At 68.3% G+C, this 18,402-nt stretch carries 18 protein-coding genes; 13 read left to right on the forward strand and 5 right to left on the reverse strand.

The genetic code is table 11. The annotated features are described in order from the left end of the window. Positions 1 to 95: 95 nt before the first annotated feature. The 3 genes from MANAM107_RS09125 to MANAM107_RS09135 all read right to left on the reverse strand — a co-directional run bounded on the left by MANAM107_RS09125 (position 96) and on the right by MANAM107_RS09135 (position 2,735). Complete coding sequence (locus MANAM107_RS09125; protein ID WP_223907629.1) at positions 96 to 800, reverse strand: hypothetical protein; 705 nt, start codon at positions 798 to 800, stop codon at positions 96 to 98. Between the two features lie 205 nt (positions 801 to 1,005). Beyond that, positions 1,006 to 2,022, reverse strand: coding sequence for a hypothetical protein (locus MANAM107_RS09130; RefSeq protein ID WP_223907631.1), 1,017 nt, complete (start codon positions 2,020 to 2,022; stop codon positions 1,006 to 1,008). A gap of 11 nt (positions 2,023 to 2,033) precedes the next feature. Further along, on the reverse strand, positions 2,034 to 2,735 hold the full coding sequence (locus MANAM107_RS09135; RefSeq protein WP_223907634.1) for a hypothetical protein: 702 nt from the start codon (positions 2,733 to 2,735) through the stop codon (positions 2,034 to 2,036). A gap of 349 nt (positions 2,736 to 3,084) precedes the next feature. Here MANAM107_RS09135 and MANAM107_RS09140 point away from each other — a divergent pair, with 349 nt between their 5' ends. The 6 genes from MANAM107_RS09140 to MANAM107_RS09165 all read left to right on the forward strand — a co-directional run bounded on the left by MANAM107_RS09140 (position 3,085) and on the right by MANAM107_RS09165 (position 10,250). Next, entirely contained in the window at positions 3,085 to 4,176 is a 1,092-nt protein-coding gene (locus MANAM107_RS09140) for a BMP family lipoprotein (protein ID WP_223907637.1), read from the forward strand. Between the two features lie 86 nt (positions 4,177 to 4,262). Continuing rightward, positions 4,263 to 5,870 carry an ABC transporter ATP-binding protein gene (locus tag MANAM107_RS09145; RefSeq protein ID WP_223907640.1) on the forward strand — a complete coding sequence of 536 codons (1,608 nt, stop codon included), beginning with the start codon at positions 4,263 to 4,265 and terminating at the stop codon, positions 5,868 to 5,870. Next, positions 5,870 to 7,144: an ABC transporter permease gene (locus tag MANAM107_RS09150; RefSeq protein WP_179899312.1), complete on the forward strand. Its 1,275-nt coding sequence runs from the start codon at positions 5,870 to 5,872 to the stop codon at positions 7,142 to 7,144. The genes MANAM107_RS09145 and MANAM107_RS09150 overlap by 1 nt, the downstream gene beginning before the upstream one ends. Before the next feature lie 3 nt (positions 7,145 to 7,147). Then, positions 7,148 to 8,458 (forward strand): ABC transporter permease, encoded by a 1,311-nt coding sequence (locus MANAM107_RS09155; protein WP_373314040.1) that lies wholly within the window; start codon positions 7,148 to 7,150, stop codon positions 8,456 to 8,458. Between the two features lie 62 nt (positions 8,459 to 8,520). Then, positions 8,521 to 8,904: a cytidine deaminase gene (locus tag MANAM107_RS09160; RefSeq protein ID WP_263421959.1), complete on the forward strand. Its 384-nt coding sequence runs from the start codon at positions 8,521 to 8,523 to the stop codon at positions 8,902 to 8,904. Continuing rightward, positions 8,901 to 10,250 carry a thymidine phosphorylase gene (locus tag MANAM107_RS09165; protein ID WP_223907644.1) on the forward strand — a complete coding sequence of 450 codons (1,350 nt, stop codon included), beginning with the start codon at positions 8,901 to 8,903 and terminating at the stop codon, positions 10,248 to 10,250. Before MANAM107_RS09160 ends, MANAM107_RS09165 begins: the two co-directional genes overlap by 4 nt. 397 nt (positions 10,251 to 10,647) lie before the next feature. Here the strand turns inward: MANAM107_RS09165 and MANAM107_RS13260 are convergent, their stop codons facing one another. Continuing rightward, positions 10,648 to 10,902, reverse strand: a complete 255-nt coding sequence (locus MANAM107_RS13260) for a transposase family protein (protein ID WP_373314094.1) — start codon at positions 10,900 to 10,902, stop codon at positions 10,648 to 10,650. Positions 10,903 to 10,962: 60 nt separating this feature from the next. Then, the gene (locus MANAM107_RS13265; protein ID WP_373314041.1) at positions 10,963 to 11,232 is read right to left on the reverse strand and encodes a hypothetical protein; all 270 of its coding nucleotides are present in this window, start codon (positions 11,230 to 11,232) and stop codon (positions 10,963 to 10,965) included. A 168-nt stretch (positions 11,233 to 11,400) separates the two neighbouring features. Here MANAM107_RS13265 and MANAM107_RS09175 point away from each other — a divergent pair, with 168 nt between their 5' ends. The 7 genes from MANAM107_RS09175 (at position 11,401) to MANAM107_RS09205 (ending at position 18,358) form a co-directional block, all read left to right on the forward strand. Then, the gene (locus tag MANAM107_RS09175; RefSeq protein WP_223907647.1) at positions 11,401 to 12,396 is read left to right on the forward strand and encodes a hypothetical protein; all 996 of its coding nucleotides are present in this window, start codon (positions 11,401 to 11,403) and stop codon (positions 12,394 to 12,396) included. After that, on the forward strand, positions 12,393 to 13,430 hold the full coding sequence (locus MANAM107_RS09180; protein ID WP_223907650.1) for a hypothetical protein: 1,038 nt from the start codon (positions 12,393 to 12,395) through the stop codon (positions 13,428 to 13,430). Before MANAM107_RS09175 ends, MANAM107_RS09180 begins: the two co-directional genes overlap by 4 nt. 337 nt (positions 13,431 to 13,767) lie before the next feature. Beyond that, positions 13,768 to 14,637, forward strand: coding sequence for a serine/threonine-protein kinase (locus MANAM107_RS09185; RefSeq protein WP_223907653.1), 870 nt, complete (start codon positions 13,768 to 13,770; stop codon positions 14,635 to 14,637). Between the two features lie 193 nt (positions 14,638 to 14,830). Continuing rightward, positions 14,831 to 15,484 (forward strand): deoxyribose-phosphate aldolase, encoded by a 654-nt coding sequence (gene deoC, locus MANAM107_RS09190; protein ID WP_223907656.1) that lies wholly within the window; start codon positions 14,831 to 14,833, stop codon positions 15,482 to 15,484. 308 nt (positions 15,485 to 15,792) lie between these two features. Beyond that, positions 15,793 to 16,731, forward strand: a complete 939-nt coding sequence (locus MANAM107_RS09195) for a metal ABC transporter substrate-binding protein (protein WP_223907659.1) — start codon at positions 15,793 to 15,795, stop codon at positions 16,729 to 16,731. Then, on the forward strand, positions 16,728 to 17,498 hold the full coding sequence (locus MANAM107_RS09200; protein ID WP_223907663.1) for a metal ABC transporter ATP-binding protein: 771 nt from the start codon (positions 16,728 to 16,730) through the stop codon (positions 17,496 to 17,498). The genes MANAM107_RS09195 and MANAM107_RS09200 overlap by 4 nt, the downstream gene beginning before the upstream one ends. Further along, positions 17,495 to 18,358 carry a metal ABC transporter permease gene (locus MANAM107_RS09205; protein ID WP_223907665.1) on the forward strand — a complete coding sequence of 288 codons (864 nt, stop codon included), beginning with the start codon at positions 17,495 to 17,497 and terminating at the stop codon, positions 18,356 to 18,358. Before MANAM107_RS09200 ends, MANAM107_RS09205 begins: the two co-directional genes overlap by 4 nt. The last annotated feature ends 44 nt before the right edge of the window (positions 18,359 to 18,402 follow it).

An 18,402-nucleotide genomic window follows, 5' to 3' on the forward strand; every position in this document is an offset into this window, starting at 1 on the left:
AACAGGCCAACGACACTCCCTGTAGGGTGACTTACCTCATAGTTCCTAGCCTTGGGTGGGTTCGGATACCTCGGCGGTCTCATGGCATGCGGCCATCAGCAACTTCCGTGCTCCTCATTCCTGTCAGCCGTGACGATCCACCTGTCGCCCTCTTTCGCCATGTCACTCACCGTCACCCCGCGACCCCATCCGTTAGATTCAGAGACATCCTGGCCGTCTGTGGAGATTACTTGGACCGCTGTTCTGTCGGAGCATGTTCCGACGACTGCCGTTCCGGTTTCGGGACTGATCTCCACGTAGGTGACATCGACGGTGTAGGAGCCCTCGAGGTGCTGTCCTGAGTTTTCCAGTCTGTTGTAAGTGCTGGTGAAGGTCTCCAGGGCCTGGCCGGTGAGGACTGTCTGTGCCTCATCCATTCCGTTCATGGTGCGGAAAATTTCCCATGTGACCTGGTCGTAGTAGGCGTAGTCGCGCAGGACGCTGATCTGCTCGGGCGTGAGGTCGGTCGGTAGGGATGTGATGGTGTAGTTGATGTCGGGCCGGGAGAGCTCCTCGGTGGTGATCGAGGTGCTCGAGCTCGTCGCCGTGGCGTCGGCCCCGGAGGGGGTGTCGGTAGTGGAGCCCTCGGAGGAGGCTGAGGGTGGGGCCCCTGAGGCCTGTGCTGTGGTCTGGGGCGTGTACTGGGCCAGGGTTGTCGGGTCCGAGGCCTGCTGCCCGCCTGAGGAGCAGGCCCCCACCGCGGCCAGGGCCAGGAATGCGGCCAGCACCCCTCCTGCTGCCCGGTTGCGTGCACTTCCCACGATGAGCCCTCCCATCACGTGACCTTACCGTTACCATCGCGCAATCTACCCACAACAGCCCTCGCGATCCAGCAGGCACCACGACCGCCCCCGGGGAGCCCTGCCCATGACCGCACACCGACGACCCGCATCCCCGCCAACAGGCCGAGGACAACTCGTCGGTGCCCCTGCGGGTGACCCGCCTGAAAGCCCTGGCCTTGGGTGATCAGTGATCCCCACTCGCGTTGAGGGTCTGGGCCTCGGCGACCGGGATCGGCGTTGTCGAGGAGGTGGTGATATGGCCCAGGCTTCCGCTTGCGCCAGTATTGGAGTCCCATGAGGCCGCGTAGGTCGCAGACACGGTCAAGGGGGTCGTGCCGCCATGAAGCGCTGAGGACCGGGTGAAGACGATCGAGCAGTCGTTTGTCTGAGTGCCAGCGGTCCAGCGGATCCCGAAGCCACTGCAGGAGGCCTGAGCGTCCGGCGCGCTGAGCGTCAGGCCGGAGGAGGTGGCCGTCACTGTGGCGTTCGTATCCCCGGCCGTGGCAACGGCCGTGATCGAGATCGGTGTGCCCTCCGCCCACACCCAGGTCTCGTAGCCGACCAGTGTTGCACCAGATGTCCCGAGGGATGGATTGTGGGAGATCGAGGGGTCGGGGATCGTCACTGCGTCCCAGGCACTCCGGGCCAACTGCTCCGGAGATATGTAGAAGCGAGCCGGGGGAGGGGAGCCTCCGTCCACCCAGAGCACCGTTGGGTTCGCCCCGTAGAAGGACGCCTGCGCCTCCTCCAAGGCTTCTGGTGACCCGGCTGCGGCGAGACTGCACGAGATGATGTACCACATGCCCTGCTCATCGTCGGCGTGAGACTTCCAGTCCTGCGCCGTTGCGTCCCTGATGATGTCGGACATGCTCCCATATGTGGGATCGCCATCGTACATGCCCCACCAGCGCCGGGTTTCGGGCTCGGCGAAGCCCTTGCCGGTCGCCAGGGGGATGTACTTGCAGATTGGCGCGACATGCGCCGTCGTCGATGAGGAGGAGGCTGCGGCCGTCACCGCACCACCGGAGGAGGAGTCGTAGGTGACGCTCACGCTCACACTGATGGTGCTGCCCTGGGTGTCGGCGGTGGCCGAGCCGCCGCCCGTCGTCCCGTAGGCGGCGACAGGGTGCAGGGCGGCGAGAACTGCCGTGATCACCACGGTGATGACCCCGAGCCGGGACCTGTGGAAGAGCGCGCTCATGTGCCGCTGTCTCAGCAATCGTCGACTCCGGTATTCTCGTCAGAGACGACCATCCATTTCTGCCCACTTCTGTGGAGCATGGATTGGGATGAGTAGCGGTGTTGGATGTCCTCCCCGGCCAGCGCTCCAGTGGCATCCACCAGCGATGCCCCTGTCGTGTCCACGCATACCGTGACCACTGCCTGGCTATCGCCCGTCATCTCCACGGATGCGAATGACACCGCCCCGCTGCCCTGAACCCTCACCTGCTGTGCTGCGCGGTCCGCGAAAATCGTATTGAAACTGATGAGGGCCTGGCCGCTAGCGTATTCGCCCACCGATGCGGCGTCATCCTGACTGAGTGACCGATATGACCTCCAGGCCCTCTGGTCATATGAGGCGTAAGCGATGAGCACCTGCTCCTGCTCCGGCGTCAAGCCGCCGGGTACTGAGGTGACCGTATAGTTGTCCGAAGGGCTCGATAGGGAATCCGTGGACGCGGTTGAGGCGGGCGCGCCACTGCCGTCCGCAGGGCCGGGAGGGCCGGTGTCGATATCTGCCGGGGAAGTCGAGGGCGGTGCGGCGGTGTATGCAGGAACCGTCGACTGCGCCGTCGAATCGGTGCTGGAGGCGCAGGCCGCCAATCCGCTCGCGCACACCAGGCAGGCCAGAACCGGACCCGCATAGACTCGAGTGCCGAGGAGAACTCGGGAGCGCAATGAACCGACGTCCATGCCTGCCTCCTTAAACGGCCCTGCCGTATATGGATAAGGACTATTGCAGTAGTAGGTTGGTGCCTCGTCCTGCGTCAGGATAGCACTGGCAGGACTGTGCTGCGTGGGGACCGGCTCATGCGACGGGATCGCTGGTGGTGCCCCGCCTGTGACCGGCTCGGTGGCGCAACGTGAGCAACCCGACAATGGGTGGTCGCAGCCCGGTGAGCCGCCTCCGGCCTGGAGCAGCGGTCGCCACCATGGCTGGCCGCTCAGGGGCCATGGCATCAGCAGCCTGGAGGACCGCGTATTCTAGGGCATGTGCACAGGCGCACCGATCTGTGCCCCACATCCTGTCACGGAGGTACCCATGAAGAAGGCTCACTCTGCGATGGCGCTCGGATGCGCCGCCGCCCTGGCCCTGAGCGCCTGCGGCGCCGCCCCCGAGCAGGGCGCGAACTCGGGCAATGGCGCGGCAGGCGACTTCCTGGCCTGCATGGTCTCGGACGAGGGCGGTTTCGACGACCAGTCCTTCAACCAGTCCGGCCGCGAGGGCCTGGAGAAGGCCGAGGCCGACCTGGGCGTGTCCATCAAGACCCTGGAGTCCGAGAGCGCCGCCGACTACACCACCAACATCGACAGCCTCATCCAGCAGGACTGCGACATCATCTTCGGCGTCGGCTTCAACCTCGCCGCGGACCTGACCACCGCCGCCCAGGCCAACCCCGATGTCGAGTTCGCCCTCATCGACGCCACCTTCGCCGACACCGCCGGGGACACCGTCGAGGTTCCCAACGGCAAGCCCCTGCTGTTCAACACCGCCGAGTCCGCCTACCTGGCCGGGTACTCCGCCGCCGCCATGTCCAAGTCCGGCACTGTGGCCACCTACGGCGGCAGGCCCATCCCCACTGTTCAGATCTTCATGGAGGGCTTCGCCAAGGGCGTGGCCAAGTACAACGAGGACACCGGCAAGTCCGTCAAGGTCCTGGGCTGGGACCCCTCCAACCCCGAGGGCGGCTCCTTCGTCGGCGACTTCTCCAACACCGCCAAGGGCCAGGCCCTGACCAACCAGTTCATCTCCCAGGGCGCCGACATCATCATGCCCGTGGCCGGACCCGTGGGCCTGGGCACCCTGTCCACGGTCAAGGAGAGCTCCGGTGAGGAGCTCGTGGTCTGGGTGGACTCCGACGGCTTCGAGTCCACCGACGGCGGCGAGATCATCCTGACCTCCGTGGTCAAGGAGATCGGCCAGTCCGTCTACGACACCGTCAAGGAGGCCTCCAGCGGCTCTTACACCGCCGAGCCCTACATCGGCACCCTGGACAACAACGGAGTGGCCCTGTCGCCCTTCCACGACCAGGACTCCAAGGTCCCCGCCGATGTCAAGGCCAAGATCGAGGAGCTGCGCAAGCAGATCATCGACGGCACCCTCGACGTGAGCACCCCCTACGACCCCTCCTGAGCAGACCGGGCGCGCCCGGTCCATCACCCCGGACCGGGCGCGCCGGCCGCACCGACCGATACCACTACCTGGGAGGCGAGCACAGCGTGAAGCTCGAGCTGCGCGGGATCACGAAGGTCTTCGGACCGCTCGTGGCCAATGACCACATCGACCTCACCGTCGAGCCCGGACAGATCCACGCCCTGCTGGGGGAGAACGGCGCGGGCAAGTCCACGCTCATGAACGTGCTCTACGGGCTCTACCAGCCCGATGCGGGCCAGATCCTCATCGACGACGCCCCGGTGTCCTTCTCCGGCCCCGGGGACGCCGTGGCCGCGGGCATCGGCATGGTCCACCAGCACTTCATGCTCGTCCCGGTCTTCACCGTCGCCGAGTCCGTGGCCCTGGGCTACGAGCCCACCGGCCGCGGTGGGCTCATCGACGCCCGGGCCGCCCGGGACAAGGTGCTGGAGATCTCCCGCCGCTTCGGCTTCGACGTCGACCCCGAGGCGCGCATCGAGGACCTGCCCGTGGGCGTCCAGCAGCGCGTGGAGATCATCAAGGCGCTCTCGCGCCAGGCCCAGGTCCTCATCCTCGATGAGCCCACCGCCGTGCTCACCCCCCAGGAGACCGACGAGCTCATCGCCATCATGCGCGAGCTCAAGGCCTCGGGAACCTCCATCGTCTTCATCACCCACAAGCTCCGCGAGGTCCGCGCGGTCGCCGACACCATCACCGTCATCCGCCGCGGCCGCGTCGTGGGCACGGCCGAGCCCACGGCCTCGGCCAGCCACCTGGCCGGGCTCATGGTGGGCCACGACGTGTCCCTGACCGTCGACAAGGAGCCCGCCGCCCCGGGCGCCGAGGGCCTGACCCTGGACGGCGTCACCCTGGTCGAGAACGGCGCCATGCTGCTCGACGACGTCGACCTCCACGTCCGCAACGGCGAGATCCTGGGCATCGCGGGCGTCCAGGGCAACGGCCAGACCGAGCTGAGCGAGACCATCCTGGGACTGCGCCAGCCCACCACCGGCACCATCGCCTTCGGCGGCACCGAGGTCACCGACCACGGCGTCCACCAGCGCCTGCGCTCCGGCCTGGGCTTCGTCCCCGAGGACCGGGCCGACGACGGCATGGTCGCGGAGTTCTCCGTGGCCCACAACATGATCCTGGACCGCTACGACGACCCCGCCTTCGGGGCCGGGCCCAGCCTGTCCCCGACCAAGGTGCGCCTCAACGCCGAGACCCTGCGCGAGGAGTTCGACGTGCGCGTCACCGACGTGGGCGACCCCATCTCCACCCTGTCGGGCGGCAACCAGCAGAAGGCCATCCTGGCCCGCGAGCTCTCCCGCCCCCTCAAGGCCCTCGTGGCCTGCCAGCCCACGCGCGGACTGGACGTGGGCTCCATCGAGTTCGTCCACAAGCGCATCGTCGCCGAGCGCGACACCGGCACCGCCGTCCTCATCATCTCCTCCGAGCTCGATGAGATCTACGCCCTGTCCGACAGGATCGCCGTCATGTACCGCGGGCGGATCGTCGGCATCGTCCCACCCGACACCCCGCGCGACGTCCTGGGCCTCATGATGGCCGGGGCCACCGCCGACCAGGCCCAGGCCCAGGCGGCCCAGCCCGACGGCGGGCAGGCGCCGGAGTCCCGCGAGACCGGGGAGAGCCCTGCCGACGCCGGCACCGCCGCGGACCCAGAGGAGAAGTGATGAGCCAGGAGACAGCCTCCCCAGCCCCCAAGGATCAGGGCGCAGCCCACAAGGAACAGCCGGCGGCCACGGCCGACCGGCCCCCGCTGCTGCGCCAGATCGCCGAGTCCACCGCCCTCATGGGCATCCTGGCCGTGCTCAGCGCCCTCATCGTGGGCAGCCTGCTCATCCTCATCGCCGACCCCCAGGTGCGCACCACCGCGGGCTACTTCTTCGCCCGCCCCAGCGACTTCCTCTCGGCGGCCGCCACCTCCCTGAACGAGGCCTACGCCGCCCTGCTGCGCGGCTCCATCCTGGACTGGCGCGCAGCCACCCTCCACCGCGCCGTCCGCCCGCTGACCGAGACCCTGACCATCGCCACCCCCCTCATCCTGGCGGGCCTGGGCATGGCGGTGTCCTTCCGGGCGGGCCTGTTCAACATCGGCGGGCAGGGCCAGCTCATCCTGGGCGCCATCCTGGGCAGCTATGTGGGGATCGCCTGGGGACTTCCCCCCGTCGTCCACATCCTGGTGGCCATGGCCTTCGCCGCGCTGGGCGGGCTGCTGTGGGGCGGCCTGGCCGGAGTGCTGCGCGCCAAGACCGGGGCCAGCGAGGTCATCGTCACCATCATGCTCAACTCGGTGGCCGGCTACCTCCTGGCCCAGGTCCTGACCCTGGACGCCTTCATCGGGGAGGGCAACTCCAACCCCAAGTCGATCTACATGCAGGCCACCGCCCACTACCCCCGACTGCTGGGCGAGTCCTTCCGCCTGCACGCGGGCTTCGTCGTCGCCCTGCTGGCCGCCGCGGCCGTGTGGTGGATGATGGAGCGCTCCTCCCTGGGCTTCCAGTTCCGGGCCACCGGCCTCAACGCCAATGCCGCGCGCACCGCGGGAATGAACGTGCCCCTGGTCACCGTCCTGGTCATGATGGTCTCAGGCGCCCTGTGCGGGCTGGCGGCCACCGCCCCCGTCCTGGGGACCGAGCAGCACCTGAGCCTGTCCGTGGCCGGGACCATCGGCTTCGACGCCATCACCGTGGCACTCCTGGGGCGCTCCACGCCCCTGGGCACCGTCCTGGCCGGGCTCCTCTTCGGCGCCCTGAGAGCCGGAGGCACCCTCATGCAGGCCGCCACCGGGACGCCCGTGGACATCGTGCTGGTCCTGCAGTCCACCATCGTGCTGTTCATCGCGGCCCCGCCACTGGTACGCGCCATCTACCGGCTGCCCGCCCAGGGCTCCTGGAGGCGCCAGCACGAGAACCGCATCCCGGCGACCGCCGCCCAGGAGGCCTGAGTCATGAGCACCACCACCCGCACCACGCACGGCGCCCCGGGCCATCCCACCGCCGTGGCCCCTGATGCGCCGGCCGAGCTGGTCGTGCGCGAGCCCATGGCCCTGAAGATCCCCGTCACCGGCGTCATCGTCCTGGTCCTCCAGGTGCTCATGATGCTCAAGTCCCACGGGCACACCACCTTCCAGCTGGCCACGGGCAGCGACTTCCTCCAGCTGCCCTCTCTCAGCCTGCTCGCCAAGGCGGTCATCGCCGTCATGGCGGTTCTCAACGCGGCCGTCACCGTCTGGGCCTTCCGACTGGCCGAGGCGCGCGGCCACATCAATGTGGTCATCAAGGCCGCCATGGCCCTGGCCTTCGTCCTGTCCTTCCTGACCTGGGTGGGGGCCGGCCGCGAATCCGTCATCCCCGTGGTGACCATCCTGTCCTCCACCCTGGCCCTGAGCGTGCCCCTGGTCTTCGGCTCCCTGGCCGGGCTCATCGGGGAGCGCTCGGGAACCATCAACATCGCCATTGAGGGCCAGCTGCTGGGCGGGGCGTTCCTGGGCGCCGTCGTCGCCTCCCTGGCCTCCAGCCCCTGGGCGGGCCTGGTGGCCGCGCCCTTCGCCGGCATGCTCGTGGCCCTGCTCCTGGCACTGTTCGGGCTGAAGTACCGGGTCAACCAGATCGTCGTCGGCGTGGTGCTCAACGTCCTGGTCCTGGGACTGACCGGGTTCCTGTTCTCCACCGTCCTGTCCGAGGACCCCGCAGGCCTCAACGCCGCCATGCGCCTGCCCACCCTGGCCATCCCGGGGCTCTCGGCGATCCCGGTCATCGGGCCGGTGCTCTTCCGCCAGACGATCCTGGTCTACCTCATGTACGCCGCCGTGGCGATCCTGTCCGTCATGCTCTTCCGCTCCCGCTGGGGCCTGCGCATGCGCGCCTGCGGGGAGCACCCCAAGGCCGCCGACACCGTGGGCATCAACGTCATGCGCACCCGCGTGGCCAACCTGGTCCTGGGCGGGGCCCTGGCCGGCCTGGGCGGGGCCTTCTTCACCCTGGGATCCGGGCTGTCCTTCACCAAGGACATGGCCGCGGGCAACGGCTACATCGCCCTGGCGGCCATGATCCTGGGAGGCTGGAACCCCCTGGGGGCCCTGGGCGCCTCCCTGCTCTTCGGCTTCGCCACCTCGGTGGGCCAGACCCTCTCGGTCATCGGCAGCCCCATCCCCGCCAACGTCATCCTCATGTTCCCCTACGTGGTCACCATCTTCGCGGTGGCCGGGTTCGTGGGCAAGGTGCGCGCCCCCGCCGCCGAGGGGGTGCCCTACCCGTGAGCGCCGCGCAGCCGGCCGCCGCCCAGGACTGGGAGCGTCTCAGGCTCCTGGCCATCGAGGCCATGGAGCGGGCCTACGCCCCCTACTCCCGGTTCAAGGTCGGCGCCGCCGCCCTGGTCGACGACGGGCGCCTGGTCTCGGGCTGCAATGTGGAGAACGCCGGCTACGGGGTCACCCTGTGCGCCGAGTGCGGGCTGGTCTCCGAGCTGGTGCGCACCGGGGGAGGGCGCCTGACCGCCTTCGCCTGCGTGGACGCCCGCGGTGAGCCCTGCGCCCCCTGCGGGCGCTGCCGCCAGCTCCTGTCCGAGCACGCCGCCCCCGGCATGGAGCTGGCCATGCCCGGGGGAATCATGACCATCGACGAGGTACTGCCCGAGCGCTTCACCCACGAGGCCCTCACCGCCGTCCAGCAGCCCGCACCCGCCCACCAGGAGGCCCGCCCATGACCAGCGCACCCGCCGTGGAGCCCTTCGACGCCGTCGACGTCATCGCCTGCAAGCGCGACGGCGGGAGGCTCAGCCCGGACCAGATCGACTGGGTGGTGGACGCCTACACGCGCGGGGTGGTGGCCGAGGAGCAGATGAGCGCCCTGGCCATGGCCATCTACCTGCGCGGCATGGAGCCCCAGGAGATCGCTGACTGGACCCGGGCCATGATCGACTCCGGTGAGCGCATGGACTTCTCCGCCCTGGCACGCCCCACCGCCGACAAGCACTCCACCGGGGGCGTGGGGGACAAGATCACCCTGCCCCTGGCGCCACTGGTGGCCGTCTTCGGCGTCAGCGTGCCCCAGCTCTCCGGGCGGGGCCTCGGCCACACGGGGGGAACCCTGGACAAGCTGGAGTCCATCCCCGGCTGGAGGGCCGAGCTGAGCAACGACCAGATCATGGAGATGCTGGGCGACCGCGGCCCCGGCGCCGTCATCTGCGCCGCAGGGGCCGGCCTGGCCCCGGCCGACAGGAGGCTCTACGCCCTGCGGGACACCACCGCCACCGTCTCCTGCATCCCGCTCATCGCCTCCTCCATCATGTCCAAGAAGATCGCCGAGGGCACCGGGGCCCTGGTCCTGGATGTCAAGGTCGGCAGCGGCGCCTTCATGAAGGAGCTGGACCAGGCCAGGGAGCTGGCCTGCACCATGGTGGGCCTGGGCGTGCAGGCGGGCGTGGTCACCCGGGCGCTGCTGACCGACATGTCCGTCCCCCTGGGCCTGAGCGTGGGCAACGCTCTGGAGGTGCGCGAGTCCCTGGAGGTCCTGGCCGGTGGCGGGCCGGACGACGTCGTGGAGCTGACCGTGGCCCTGGGCCAGGAGATGCTCGCCGCCGCCGGGCGGCCCACCGGCCGCGATGAGCTGCGCGCCGCCCTGGGCGACGGGCGCGCCATGGACGTGTGGCGGGAGATGATCTCCCGCCAGGGCGGGGACCCCGACGCCGCTCTGCCGCGCGCCGCCCACACCGAGGTGCTCACCGCCCCCGACGACGGCGTGCTCACTGGGCTCGACGCCCTGGCCGTGGGCGTGGCCGCCTGGCGCCTGGGCGCGGGGCGTGCCCGCAAGGAGGACGCCGTGCAGGCCGGGGCCGGCATCGAGCTGCACGCCAAGCCCGGGGACGAGGTGCGCGCCGGCACGCCCCTGGCCACCCTCCACACCGACACCCCCGAGCGCTTCGAGCGGGCCCTCCAGGTCCTCCGGGAAGGGGTCGCCGTCTCCCCGGCCGGCTCGGAGCAGGCCGAGGCGGCCCAGGTGCTCCGGGGCCGGGGCGTCATCATCGAGCGCATCACCGACGAATCGGCCTGAGCCGATCCGAACCGGGCGGACCAGCCCGGGCCGGAGTCGAGGATTGGGGCAAGGCCGTGCCGCGCGCGGTGAAGGCGACGTTCCTCGGCCATTGCTTGGAACAGATCGCCCGCAGTGTCGATCATAGGAGGTAATCTCTACACGAAGGGGTCTGAGGGACATCAGGTCCTTTCGGCGCGATGGCGGTGATCCGGCTCGGGATCTCGTGTGGTGAGATGCTGTCTTAAGTGATGGCTGTATGACACGTTGTGATTGCAGGTCGTATATCGGATGGGTAAAGTATGGGGCATGGATAGAGATCGCATGCCTCTCGCGTCGTCGAGCGCCGACCGGCATCAGGGCTCACGTCTGCGCGAATTGCCGATGCCTCCGGTGGTCTACGTACCGTGAGCCTTTCTCATCGGAGTTGGTTGTTGAGGTTGAGGACGACCAGGGCTGCTGAGGCTATGGAGGTTATCGTGGAAGGGTCCAGGCTGACTTTTCTCAGGGCTTTGAAGCCTTTGAGCAGGGCGTTGGCTCTCTGGGCGGGGGCTCGAAGGCCGGTCTGGATGGTGTTGTAGGTCGCATCATCGGGGCAGGACTTGGCCCCCTTGATGGGGGTCTTGATGCCGATACCTGCCCCGGTGTAGCCCTTGTCGGCCAGAGTGGGCAGCCCTTGGGCAGCGGCCCTTGGTGCAGGGCTGGTAGGACGTGGCGCCGGGCGGCGGTGATGTCATGGGCCGGTTCCGGGCTCGACCGGGCTGGCCCATACCGGGTAGCCGGTGGGGTCAGTGAGCACCTGGACATTGCCCCCGAAGGCCTTGTGCTTGCCCGAATACCACATGTGGCAGCCGGTATCGGGATTGTGGGCCGCGACCCTGTCGGTGCGGATGTCATGGGCCTTGCGGTGGGCGGTGAGCCAGCCGCTGATGGTGCGGGCGGCGGCAACGGGAACATCAAGCGTGGCACGATAGGACAGCCGTGCGGGGCCTGGCCGGAGCAAGTAGATGTTATTGGTCAACACCACTGTGCCCCCAGGCCCCGCATGCCCCCACCCACGACACGCCTACTTTTCCCCAGCACCTCAACGATCCCCACACCGACACCTCACCTCCCGGTGAGAAAGGCTCAGTCATGCTAGTTAATGTGTAAGTATAGTGGGTGATATGAGATGTCGACTCGAATCGAGAAAAGTAGTGCTTGCAGAAGAAAGAACTCTTTATTGGCGTTCTTTGCCTTCTTTTTGCCGATAGTCGGTATTGCTGGGGCGGTCTTGATTCGACTTATTGACCCCCCTATTAATCCGATTTCCCTTGCTGCGTCGAATGTTGCGTGCATTCTAGTGGGTTTGTTCAGTGGGCTTCAATGCTGGCACTTCGGGAGAACTGCGTCCTACGAAGTGACGTCGCCTGAGTTGATGAAAGGTGATGCATCGGTTATAATAGTGGCGGACACTGAAACTGATCCGCTCCTCACATCTATAGCCGCCCGTCTTTTTTGGGGATCATCAGCGTTTTTCTTCTTCTTCTTGAGTTGTACAGCATATCAGCCACCAGGAGAAGAGATTCCGTCCCTTGTAATTCTGGCAGTTTTAGCGTTACTTGGGGCGTTCTTCTTCGGATGGGCGGGATACTATGGTGTAGTTCGAAGTAAGCGGAAGCGCCATCCTGGGAGTATTGAGATGAATGGCTGGGGTCTGCGTCAGCGGGTGGGGGATCGCGTAGTGGAAGTTGCCTGGAAGGATATTTCTGCATTCAAGAGTGTTGACAGAAATGATCGAGGCGAGATCGTCGGATCCTGGATCGCAGATAGTGAGCAGAAAATCTCCTACCGAGCTTCACGACGACCGAAGCCCTACCGGCAGCGGCGCGCACAACCGTTGTTCCTGTTGTTAACTCCTGTGGGTAATATCATGAATTTTGCTAACTTTCTCAGGGATGCCCAGAATGATCCTGCGTGGGCTGCTGAGATTTTCAACAGCCCTCATCGGCTGGAATGGATTCACAGCATCCTCACCGCCCACGAGCCAGGTCTGGAGATCTCGGGTGATCCAACGACCATGAGCGATGGAGGCGGTGGGTACGGTCATCTTCGCCGTCAGCTTCTTGGTGATCCGAGGTACCCCGGCCCTGGCCAATGCTTCTCAGTGAGCGCAGGTGGAATGTGATTCTGCCGGAAGAAGCCGGAGCGATAGGCGCCCTGATCGCCCTTCTTGGCCTTGCGGCGATTGCACGATGGATCGCTCTCATTGCCGGTCCGGAGGCGGAGTCGGTGCGACAGGCCCTGCTCGGCCTCCATGCATTCCGAACAAGGCTCAACCTCATGTGCCTTCCGTTCGCCGGCCTCCTCCTCATGATCGCAGGGGCCTTCATCGCCGTCTCGCCCCGGCCTCCCGATGCTCTGAAGTACGTTCTTGGTGCCTCACTGGTCATTAATGCAGTCCTCGTGGTAGTCGCAGTAGTCTATGCAGCCATTCCCACTCTTCTCCTCCCCAGATTCTTCTATCGCACGTCCAGCACCGCAGAGAGTGCTCATCGCGATGGTCCGTCGCAGGATTCCTGGGTGGTGGGCGCGGGTAGTGGCGCTCATCTGCGGGAGTCATCCGTGCCGGCGCCGTCGAGCATGGTCGGTGAGCTCGGGACTGATTCCCTGCGCCTCGTCGGCCGCAGGCCGATCGGCACCTGTAGCGTGATCTCCGCATGCGCGGCACTGCTCTGCTATGTGGGCGTGACGGCGAGGACCGACGAGCTAATGCGGTTCTTCCTCTCCGTGGCACTGATCTGCGCCATCATCGCTGCTGCCATGACGGGTATCATTCTTCGGGGTGTGGGAATGATCATCGATCGAGAGGGGGTCGTCGACAGGACGACCTGGCTGCCTGCACTGTTCTTGCCCTGGAGTCTCATCGGCGGTTCCTATATTCGCGGCGATCATGTTGTTGTCATGCTGAAGAAGAATCATCCTGATTATGCCTCTCTATCCATTCTTGAGCGTTTGAGGGTGGAGAGTGCTACAGGGGTGGTGCATCTTCCCACAAGGCATCTTGATATCGACCCCCTCGAACTAGTGGGGGTACTGGAATGGGGGCGTCTTCTTGCTGAAATTCCGGACGGTCTTCCTCCCGAGGAGCTCGACCTCCGAATGGCGATGATGAGGGACGTGTTCGTTAGTACAATGAGGGCGGTGCACTACCGGCACTGAGCATCGCTTATCGCGGGCCCACGGATTCTTGGCGCTATCCGCATTCTGAGAGCATGCGCCGTCCCTGAGAGCGGCTCATCCCATGAAGCGTCTTGCGGTTTGGTTGCGATCTCTATGATGGGACTCGGGAGGACGCCCGGAAAGCTCCGGGCGGGCGGGGGATTACGATGGTGGCATGGCTCCCGCAGACCACCCTGCTGACCGGCTCCCCGCCTCCGGAGAGACCGCATCAGCCTCCTCCTGCGACTCGCCATCGACTCAGGCAGCGGCGTCAGGGAGCGTGACGAGCGGGGCGCCGGTTTCGCAGGGCCCTCAGCCGCCGGGCCCAGTGGCAGGGGTGGCGCCAGTGGTCGTCACCGAGCCCCGGATCCGAGTGGCCAACTCCCGCCTGCGCGTTGGGCGCTTCTCCCAGGCCGGCGATGCGGTGACCATGACCCAGGCCGATGCCACCACCTGCGGCGCCGCCTGCCTGCTCGCCGCCAGGCTCCTCCTCGACGACCAGGAGGGCCGCAGGCTGGGGCGGGCCCTGGACAGGGGCGTGAGCCCTGGTGCGAGACCCACCACCGGCGCCCTGCTGGCTGAGGCCCTCAACCGCCGCCAGAAGACCCTCCAGCGCACCATCAACAGTGCGGGCCTGTGGCTGGCATCCTGGCCTCGGGCCCTGGGCTCCACGCCCTGGGCGGTGGGTCGGGCCATGAGCACGACCGGCGCCGCATCGGCGAAGCCGTTGCCGGCCGGGTCCGCCGCCCCCGCAGGCCCCAGAGCGCCTGACGCATCCCCCGCCCCCGCCTCCCCGGTGCGCCCAGGGCGGGCCATGCGCTACGAGGTGCGCTGGGTGCGCGACCACGGCCCGCACTGGCCGGAGCAGGTCGAGGAGATGCGCCGCCAGCTGGCGCGCGGGCGCCCCGCCCTGCTCCTGACCGGAGGGCCCCTGCGCCTGGACCGGGGCGCCCCGGGGCTGGCCGGGCTATCGGCCCGGGCGTGCGGGAGCCTGGTCGTGCCCCGGCACTATGTGCTCGCCCTGCCCTGGGCCCTCATCGGCCAGCGCGACCCCGGTCCGGGAGCGGTGCACCTCTACGAGCCCGGCAGCGGCAGCGTGCGGGCACTCGACCTCCTGGCCCCCCGCGATCCACGATCGCCCGGTCCACGACAGCTCGGCGGCTGGCCCCGCATCCTCGCCCTCCTGACCCCGGCCGAACCCGACTGACCCCGACTGACGGCAGCTGGCACCGGTTGGCAGGCCTCGGCGGCGGCTGACCCGTGACAGGCCGCGGACCACGACCCTGGGGCTTGCCTGCGGCCCGGGCCGCGTAGGCTGGGTCGGCGGGCGCCGGCGCCCGCATCCTGCTTCGCACCGATCCACTCCAGTGATCCGCTCACGCCTACCGGAAGGACCATCCATGACCACGCGGGCCCAGATCGCCAGCCTCATCGACCACACGCTGCTCAAGCCCGAGGCCACCGCCGAGCAGGTGGAGGCCCTCGTGGCCCAGGGCGCCGAGCTGGGCGTGTACTCGGTATGCGTCTCCCCGAGCATGCTGCCCGTCTCCGTTCCCGAGGGCCTGCATGTGGCCACGGTCTGCGGCTTCCCCAGCGGCGCCCACGCCACCGCCGTCAAGGCCGCCGAGGCGGCCGACGCCGTGGCCAAGGGCGCCCAGGAGGTGGACATGGTCATCAACCTGGGCCTGGCCGCCCAGGGGCGCTGGTCCGAGGTCGAGGCCGATATCCGCGCGGTCAAGGAGGCCTGCGGGAGCGCCCTGCTCAAGGTCATCATCGAGTCCGCCGCCCTTGACGATGAGCAGATCGTCGCCGCCTGCCGCGCGGCCGAGGCCGCGGGGGCCGACTTCGTCAAGACCTCCACCGGCTTCCACCCGGCCGGGGGAGCCAGCACCCATGCGGTGGCCCTCATGCGCGCCACCGTGGGGGATCGCCTGGGGGTCAAGGCCTCCGGCGGTATCCGCACCGCGGCCGACGCCCTGGCCATGGTCGAGGCCGGGGCCAGCCGCCTGGGCCTGTCCTCCAGTGCCGCCATCCTGGAGGAGATGGAGGGCTGAGGCCCAGCAGTCCCACACCTCCGGCCCCCAACGGCCGGCGATCCCACCGGCCACGCCCGGGGCGCTGCACATCTTCACCCATTGGCCGATGAGGCGAATGCCGGAATCATGCGGATCCGCATCCGGCGCCTGCGCTGAGGGCGGCCGAAGATGTGCAGCGGCCCTCCTGCTGCACATCTTCGGGACCGATCCGGCGCCCCGGCTCGGCCCGCATGATGCTGCGGACTCGCCGATGCGGGGCAGGTGAAGATGTGCAACAGGGCCACTCGACTTGCATAGTTTCGGGTGCCCGAAACTATGATGAGGGCATGAGAACCGTCGTCATCCCCCTGCGTCGGGCCATCGCCGTCCTGGCGGCCCTCACCCTGGCCCTCCCGCTCCTGGCCGCCTGCGGCACGGCCCGCTCCGGCGGGGACTCCGGCAAGCCGGTGGTGCTCACCACCTTCACCGTCATCGCGGACATGGCCAGGCAGGTCGCCGGGGAGCACCTGGAGGTCCGCTCCATCACCAAGCCGGGTGCCGAGATCCACGACTACGAGCCAACCCCCGAGGACATCAAGGCGGCCGCCGGTGCCGACCTCATCCTCAACAACGGGCTGGGACTGGAGCGCTGGTTCGAGCAGTTCACGGCGAGCTCCCAGGCCAGGACCGTCACCCTGAGCCAGGACGTGGAGCCCGTCAGCATCGCCTCCGACGCCTACGCCGGCCAGCCCAACCCGCACGCCTGGATGAGCCCGACCAACGCCCAGTCCTACGTGGACGTCATGGTCGAGGCCTTCAGCGAGCTCGACCCCAGCCACGCCTCCGACTTCCAGGCCAACGGGGAGGCCTACAAGGCCGAGCTCCAAGCCGTCAAGGACGACATGGTCGCCACGATCTCCGGCCTGCCGCAGTCCCAGCGGGTCCTGGTCACCTGTGAGGGTGCCTTCTCCTACCTGGCGGCCGACGCGGGCCTGAGCGAGGGGTACCTGTGGCCGGTCAATGCCGAGAGCGAGGGGACCCCCCAGCAGGTGGCCGCCACGGTCGAGCTGGTGCGCTCCAGTCAGGTCCCCGCCGTCTTCTGCGAGTCGACCGTCAACGACAAGGCCATGCGGCAGGTGGCCTCTGAGACCGGGGCCGCCTTCGGCGGCACCCTGTACGTGGACTCCCTGACCGACGCCGACGGCGATGCGCCCACCTACCTCGACCTCATCCGCTACGACGCGGCCACGATCACCGCGGCCCTGACCGGGAAGGCCTCGCAGTGAGCCGGGATGCGGCGGCCCCCGGCCAGGAGCCGGTCCTGAAAGTCGACGGCCTGAGCGTGAGCTACGGCAGCCTCCGCGCCCTGGAGGACGTGGGCCTGGAGGTCGCCCGGGGCCGTGTCTGCGGACTGGTGGGCACCAACGGCTCGGGCAAGTCCACGCTCTTCAAGGCCATCATGGGCCTGCTGAGCCCCGATGCCGGAACCATCGCCGTCGCGGGTCTGGACGGGCGTGCGGCCCGGGGCCGAGGACTGGTGGGCTACGTCCCCCAGGAGGACGCCGTCGACCGGGACTTCCCCATCGCCGTGGGCGAGGTGGTCATGACCGGCCGCTACGGGCGGATGGGGCTGCTGCGCCGCCCCTCGCGCGCCGACCAGGAGGCGGCGGAGGCCGCCATGGAGCGCACGGGCCTGACCGCCCTGGCCGCCCGCCCGATCGGGGCCCTGTCCGGCGGGCAGCGCAAGCGGGCCTTCGTGGCCCGGGGCATCGCCCAGGGCGCCAGGCTCCTGCTGCTCGATGAGCCCTTCGCCGGGGTGGACCGGGCCAGCGAGTCCGCCATCACCGCGCTCCTTCGCGAGCTGGCGGCCGAGGGCTGCGCCATCCTCCTGTCCACCCACGACTTGGGCTCGCTGCGGGCACTGACCGACGACGTCGTCCTGCTCAGCCGCCGCATCCTGGCCGCCGGGCCCACCGCCCAGGTGCTGACCGGCGAGAATGTCGCCCGCGCCTTCGGCACCGAGCCCGGCGCGGGGGAGGGGATGCTGCGATGAGCGACCTCCTGACCCTTCTGACCGAGCCCTTCGCCTACGGGTTCATGGTCAACGCCTTCATCGTGGCCGCGGCCGCGGCGATCGTGTGCGCGCTGCTGTCCTGCTGGCTGGTGCTCATCGGCTGGTCCCTGCTGGGGGACGCCGTCTCCCATGCGGTGCTGCCCGGGGTGGTCCTGGCCTACATGCTCGGGCTGCCCTTCACCGTGGGTGCCCTCGTCTTCGGGCTGGCCTCGGTGGGGCTCATCGGGGTGCTGCGCGATACGAGCCGGGTCAAGGGGGACGCCGCGATCGGGGTGGTCTTCACGGGCTTCTTCGCCACCGGCCTCATCCTGAAGTCCCGCTACCCCTCGAACACGGACCTCAACTCGATCATCTTCGGCAATGTCCTGGGCATCTCGCCGGCGGACCGGACCATGGTGCTGGTCCTGGCCCTCGGGGTGGCGGTGGTGCTCCTCGCGCGGCGCAGGGATCTGACGCTCTTCGCCTTCGACCGGGTGCATGCCCATGCCATCGGGCTGCGCCCGGGGCGCATCAATGCGCTCCTGCTGGTGCTGCTCGCGCTGACCACGATCGTGGCGCTCCAGGTCGTGGGCGTCATCCTGGTGGTGGCCATGCTCATCGTCCCGGGCACGACGGCGCACCTGCTGACCGACCGGATGGGGCGGATGCTCCTCATCGCCCCGCTGATCGCGACGGTCTGCACAGTGGTGGGCCTCTACATCGCGTACTGGACGAATGCCTCGGCCGCCGGGTGGGTGACCGTGTGCCAGGCGCTGGCCTTCCTGGCCGCCTACCTGGGCTCGCCCCGGCACGGGGTGCTGCCCCGCCTGCTGCGCCGACGGGTGGGCGAGAGCCGGTAGGATCCCCGGCAGTGGACGACGATGCGGCAACAGGCCCCGGGAGG

The organism is Actinomyces capricornis (assembly GCF_019974135.1).
Classification (GTDB): Bacteria; Actinomycetota; Actinomycetes; order Actinomycetales; family Actinomycetaceae; genus Actinomyces; species Actinomyces capricornis.

Excerpts from the sequence above, each read along its gene's own strand:
- MANAM107_RS09140 (WP_223907637.1), top strand. The coding sequence starts at position 3,085 with ATGAAGAAGGCTCACTCTGCGATGGCGCTCGGATGCGCCGCCGCCCTG.
- MANAM107_RS09205 (WP_223907665.1), top strand. The coding sequence starts at position 17,495 with ATGAGCGACCTCCTGACCCTTCTGACCGAGCCCTTCGCCTACGGGTTC.
- MANAM107_RS09160 (WP_263421959.1), top strand. The coding sequence starts at position 8,521 with ATGGAGCGGGCCTACGCCCCCTACTCCCGGTTCAAGGTCGGCGCCGCC.
- MANAM107_RS09130 (WP_223907631.1), bottom strand. The coding sequence starts at position 2,022 with ATGAGCGCGCTCTTCCACAGGTCCCGGCTCGGGGTCATCACCGTGGTG.
- MANAM107_RS09150 (WP_179899312.1), top strand. The coding sequence starts at position 5,870 with ATGAGCCAGGAGACAGCCTCCCCAGCCCCCAAGGATCAGGGCGCAGCC.
- MANAM107_RS09165 (WP_223907644.1), top strand. The coding sequence starts at position 8,901 with ATGACCAGCGCACCCGCCGTGGAGCCCTTCGACGCCGTCGACGTCATC.
- MANAM107_RS09175 (WP_223907647.1), top strand. The coding sequence starts at position 11,401 with ATGTCGACTCGAATCGAGAAAAGTAGTGCTTGCAGAAGAAAGAACTCT.
- deoC (WP_223907656.1), top strand. The coding sequence starts at position 14,831 with ATGACCACGCGGGCCCAGATCGCCAGCCTCATCGACCACACGCTGCTC.
- MANAM107_RS09195 (WP_223907659.1), top strand. The coding sequence starts at position 15,793 with ATGAGAACCGTCGTCATCCCCCTGCGTCGGGCCATCGCCGTCCTGGCG.
- MANAM107_RS09155 (WP_373314040.1), top strand. The coding sequence starts at position 7,148 with ATGAGCACCACCACCCGCACCACGCACGGCGCCCCGGGCCATCCCACC.
- MANAM107_RS09135 (WP_223907634.1), bottom strand. The coding sequence starts at position 2,735 with ATGGACGTCGGTTCATTGCGCTCCCGAGTTCTCCTCGGCACTCGAGTC.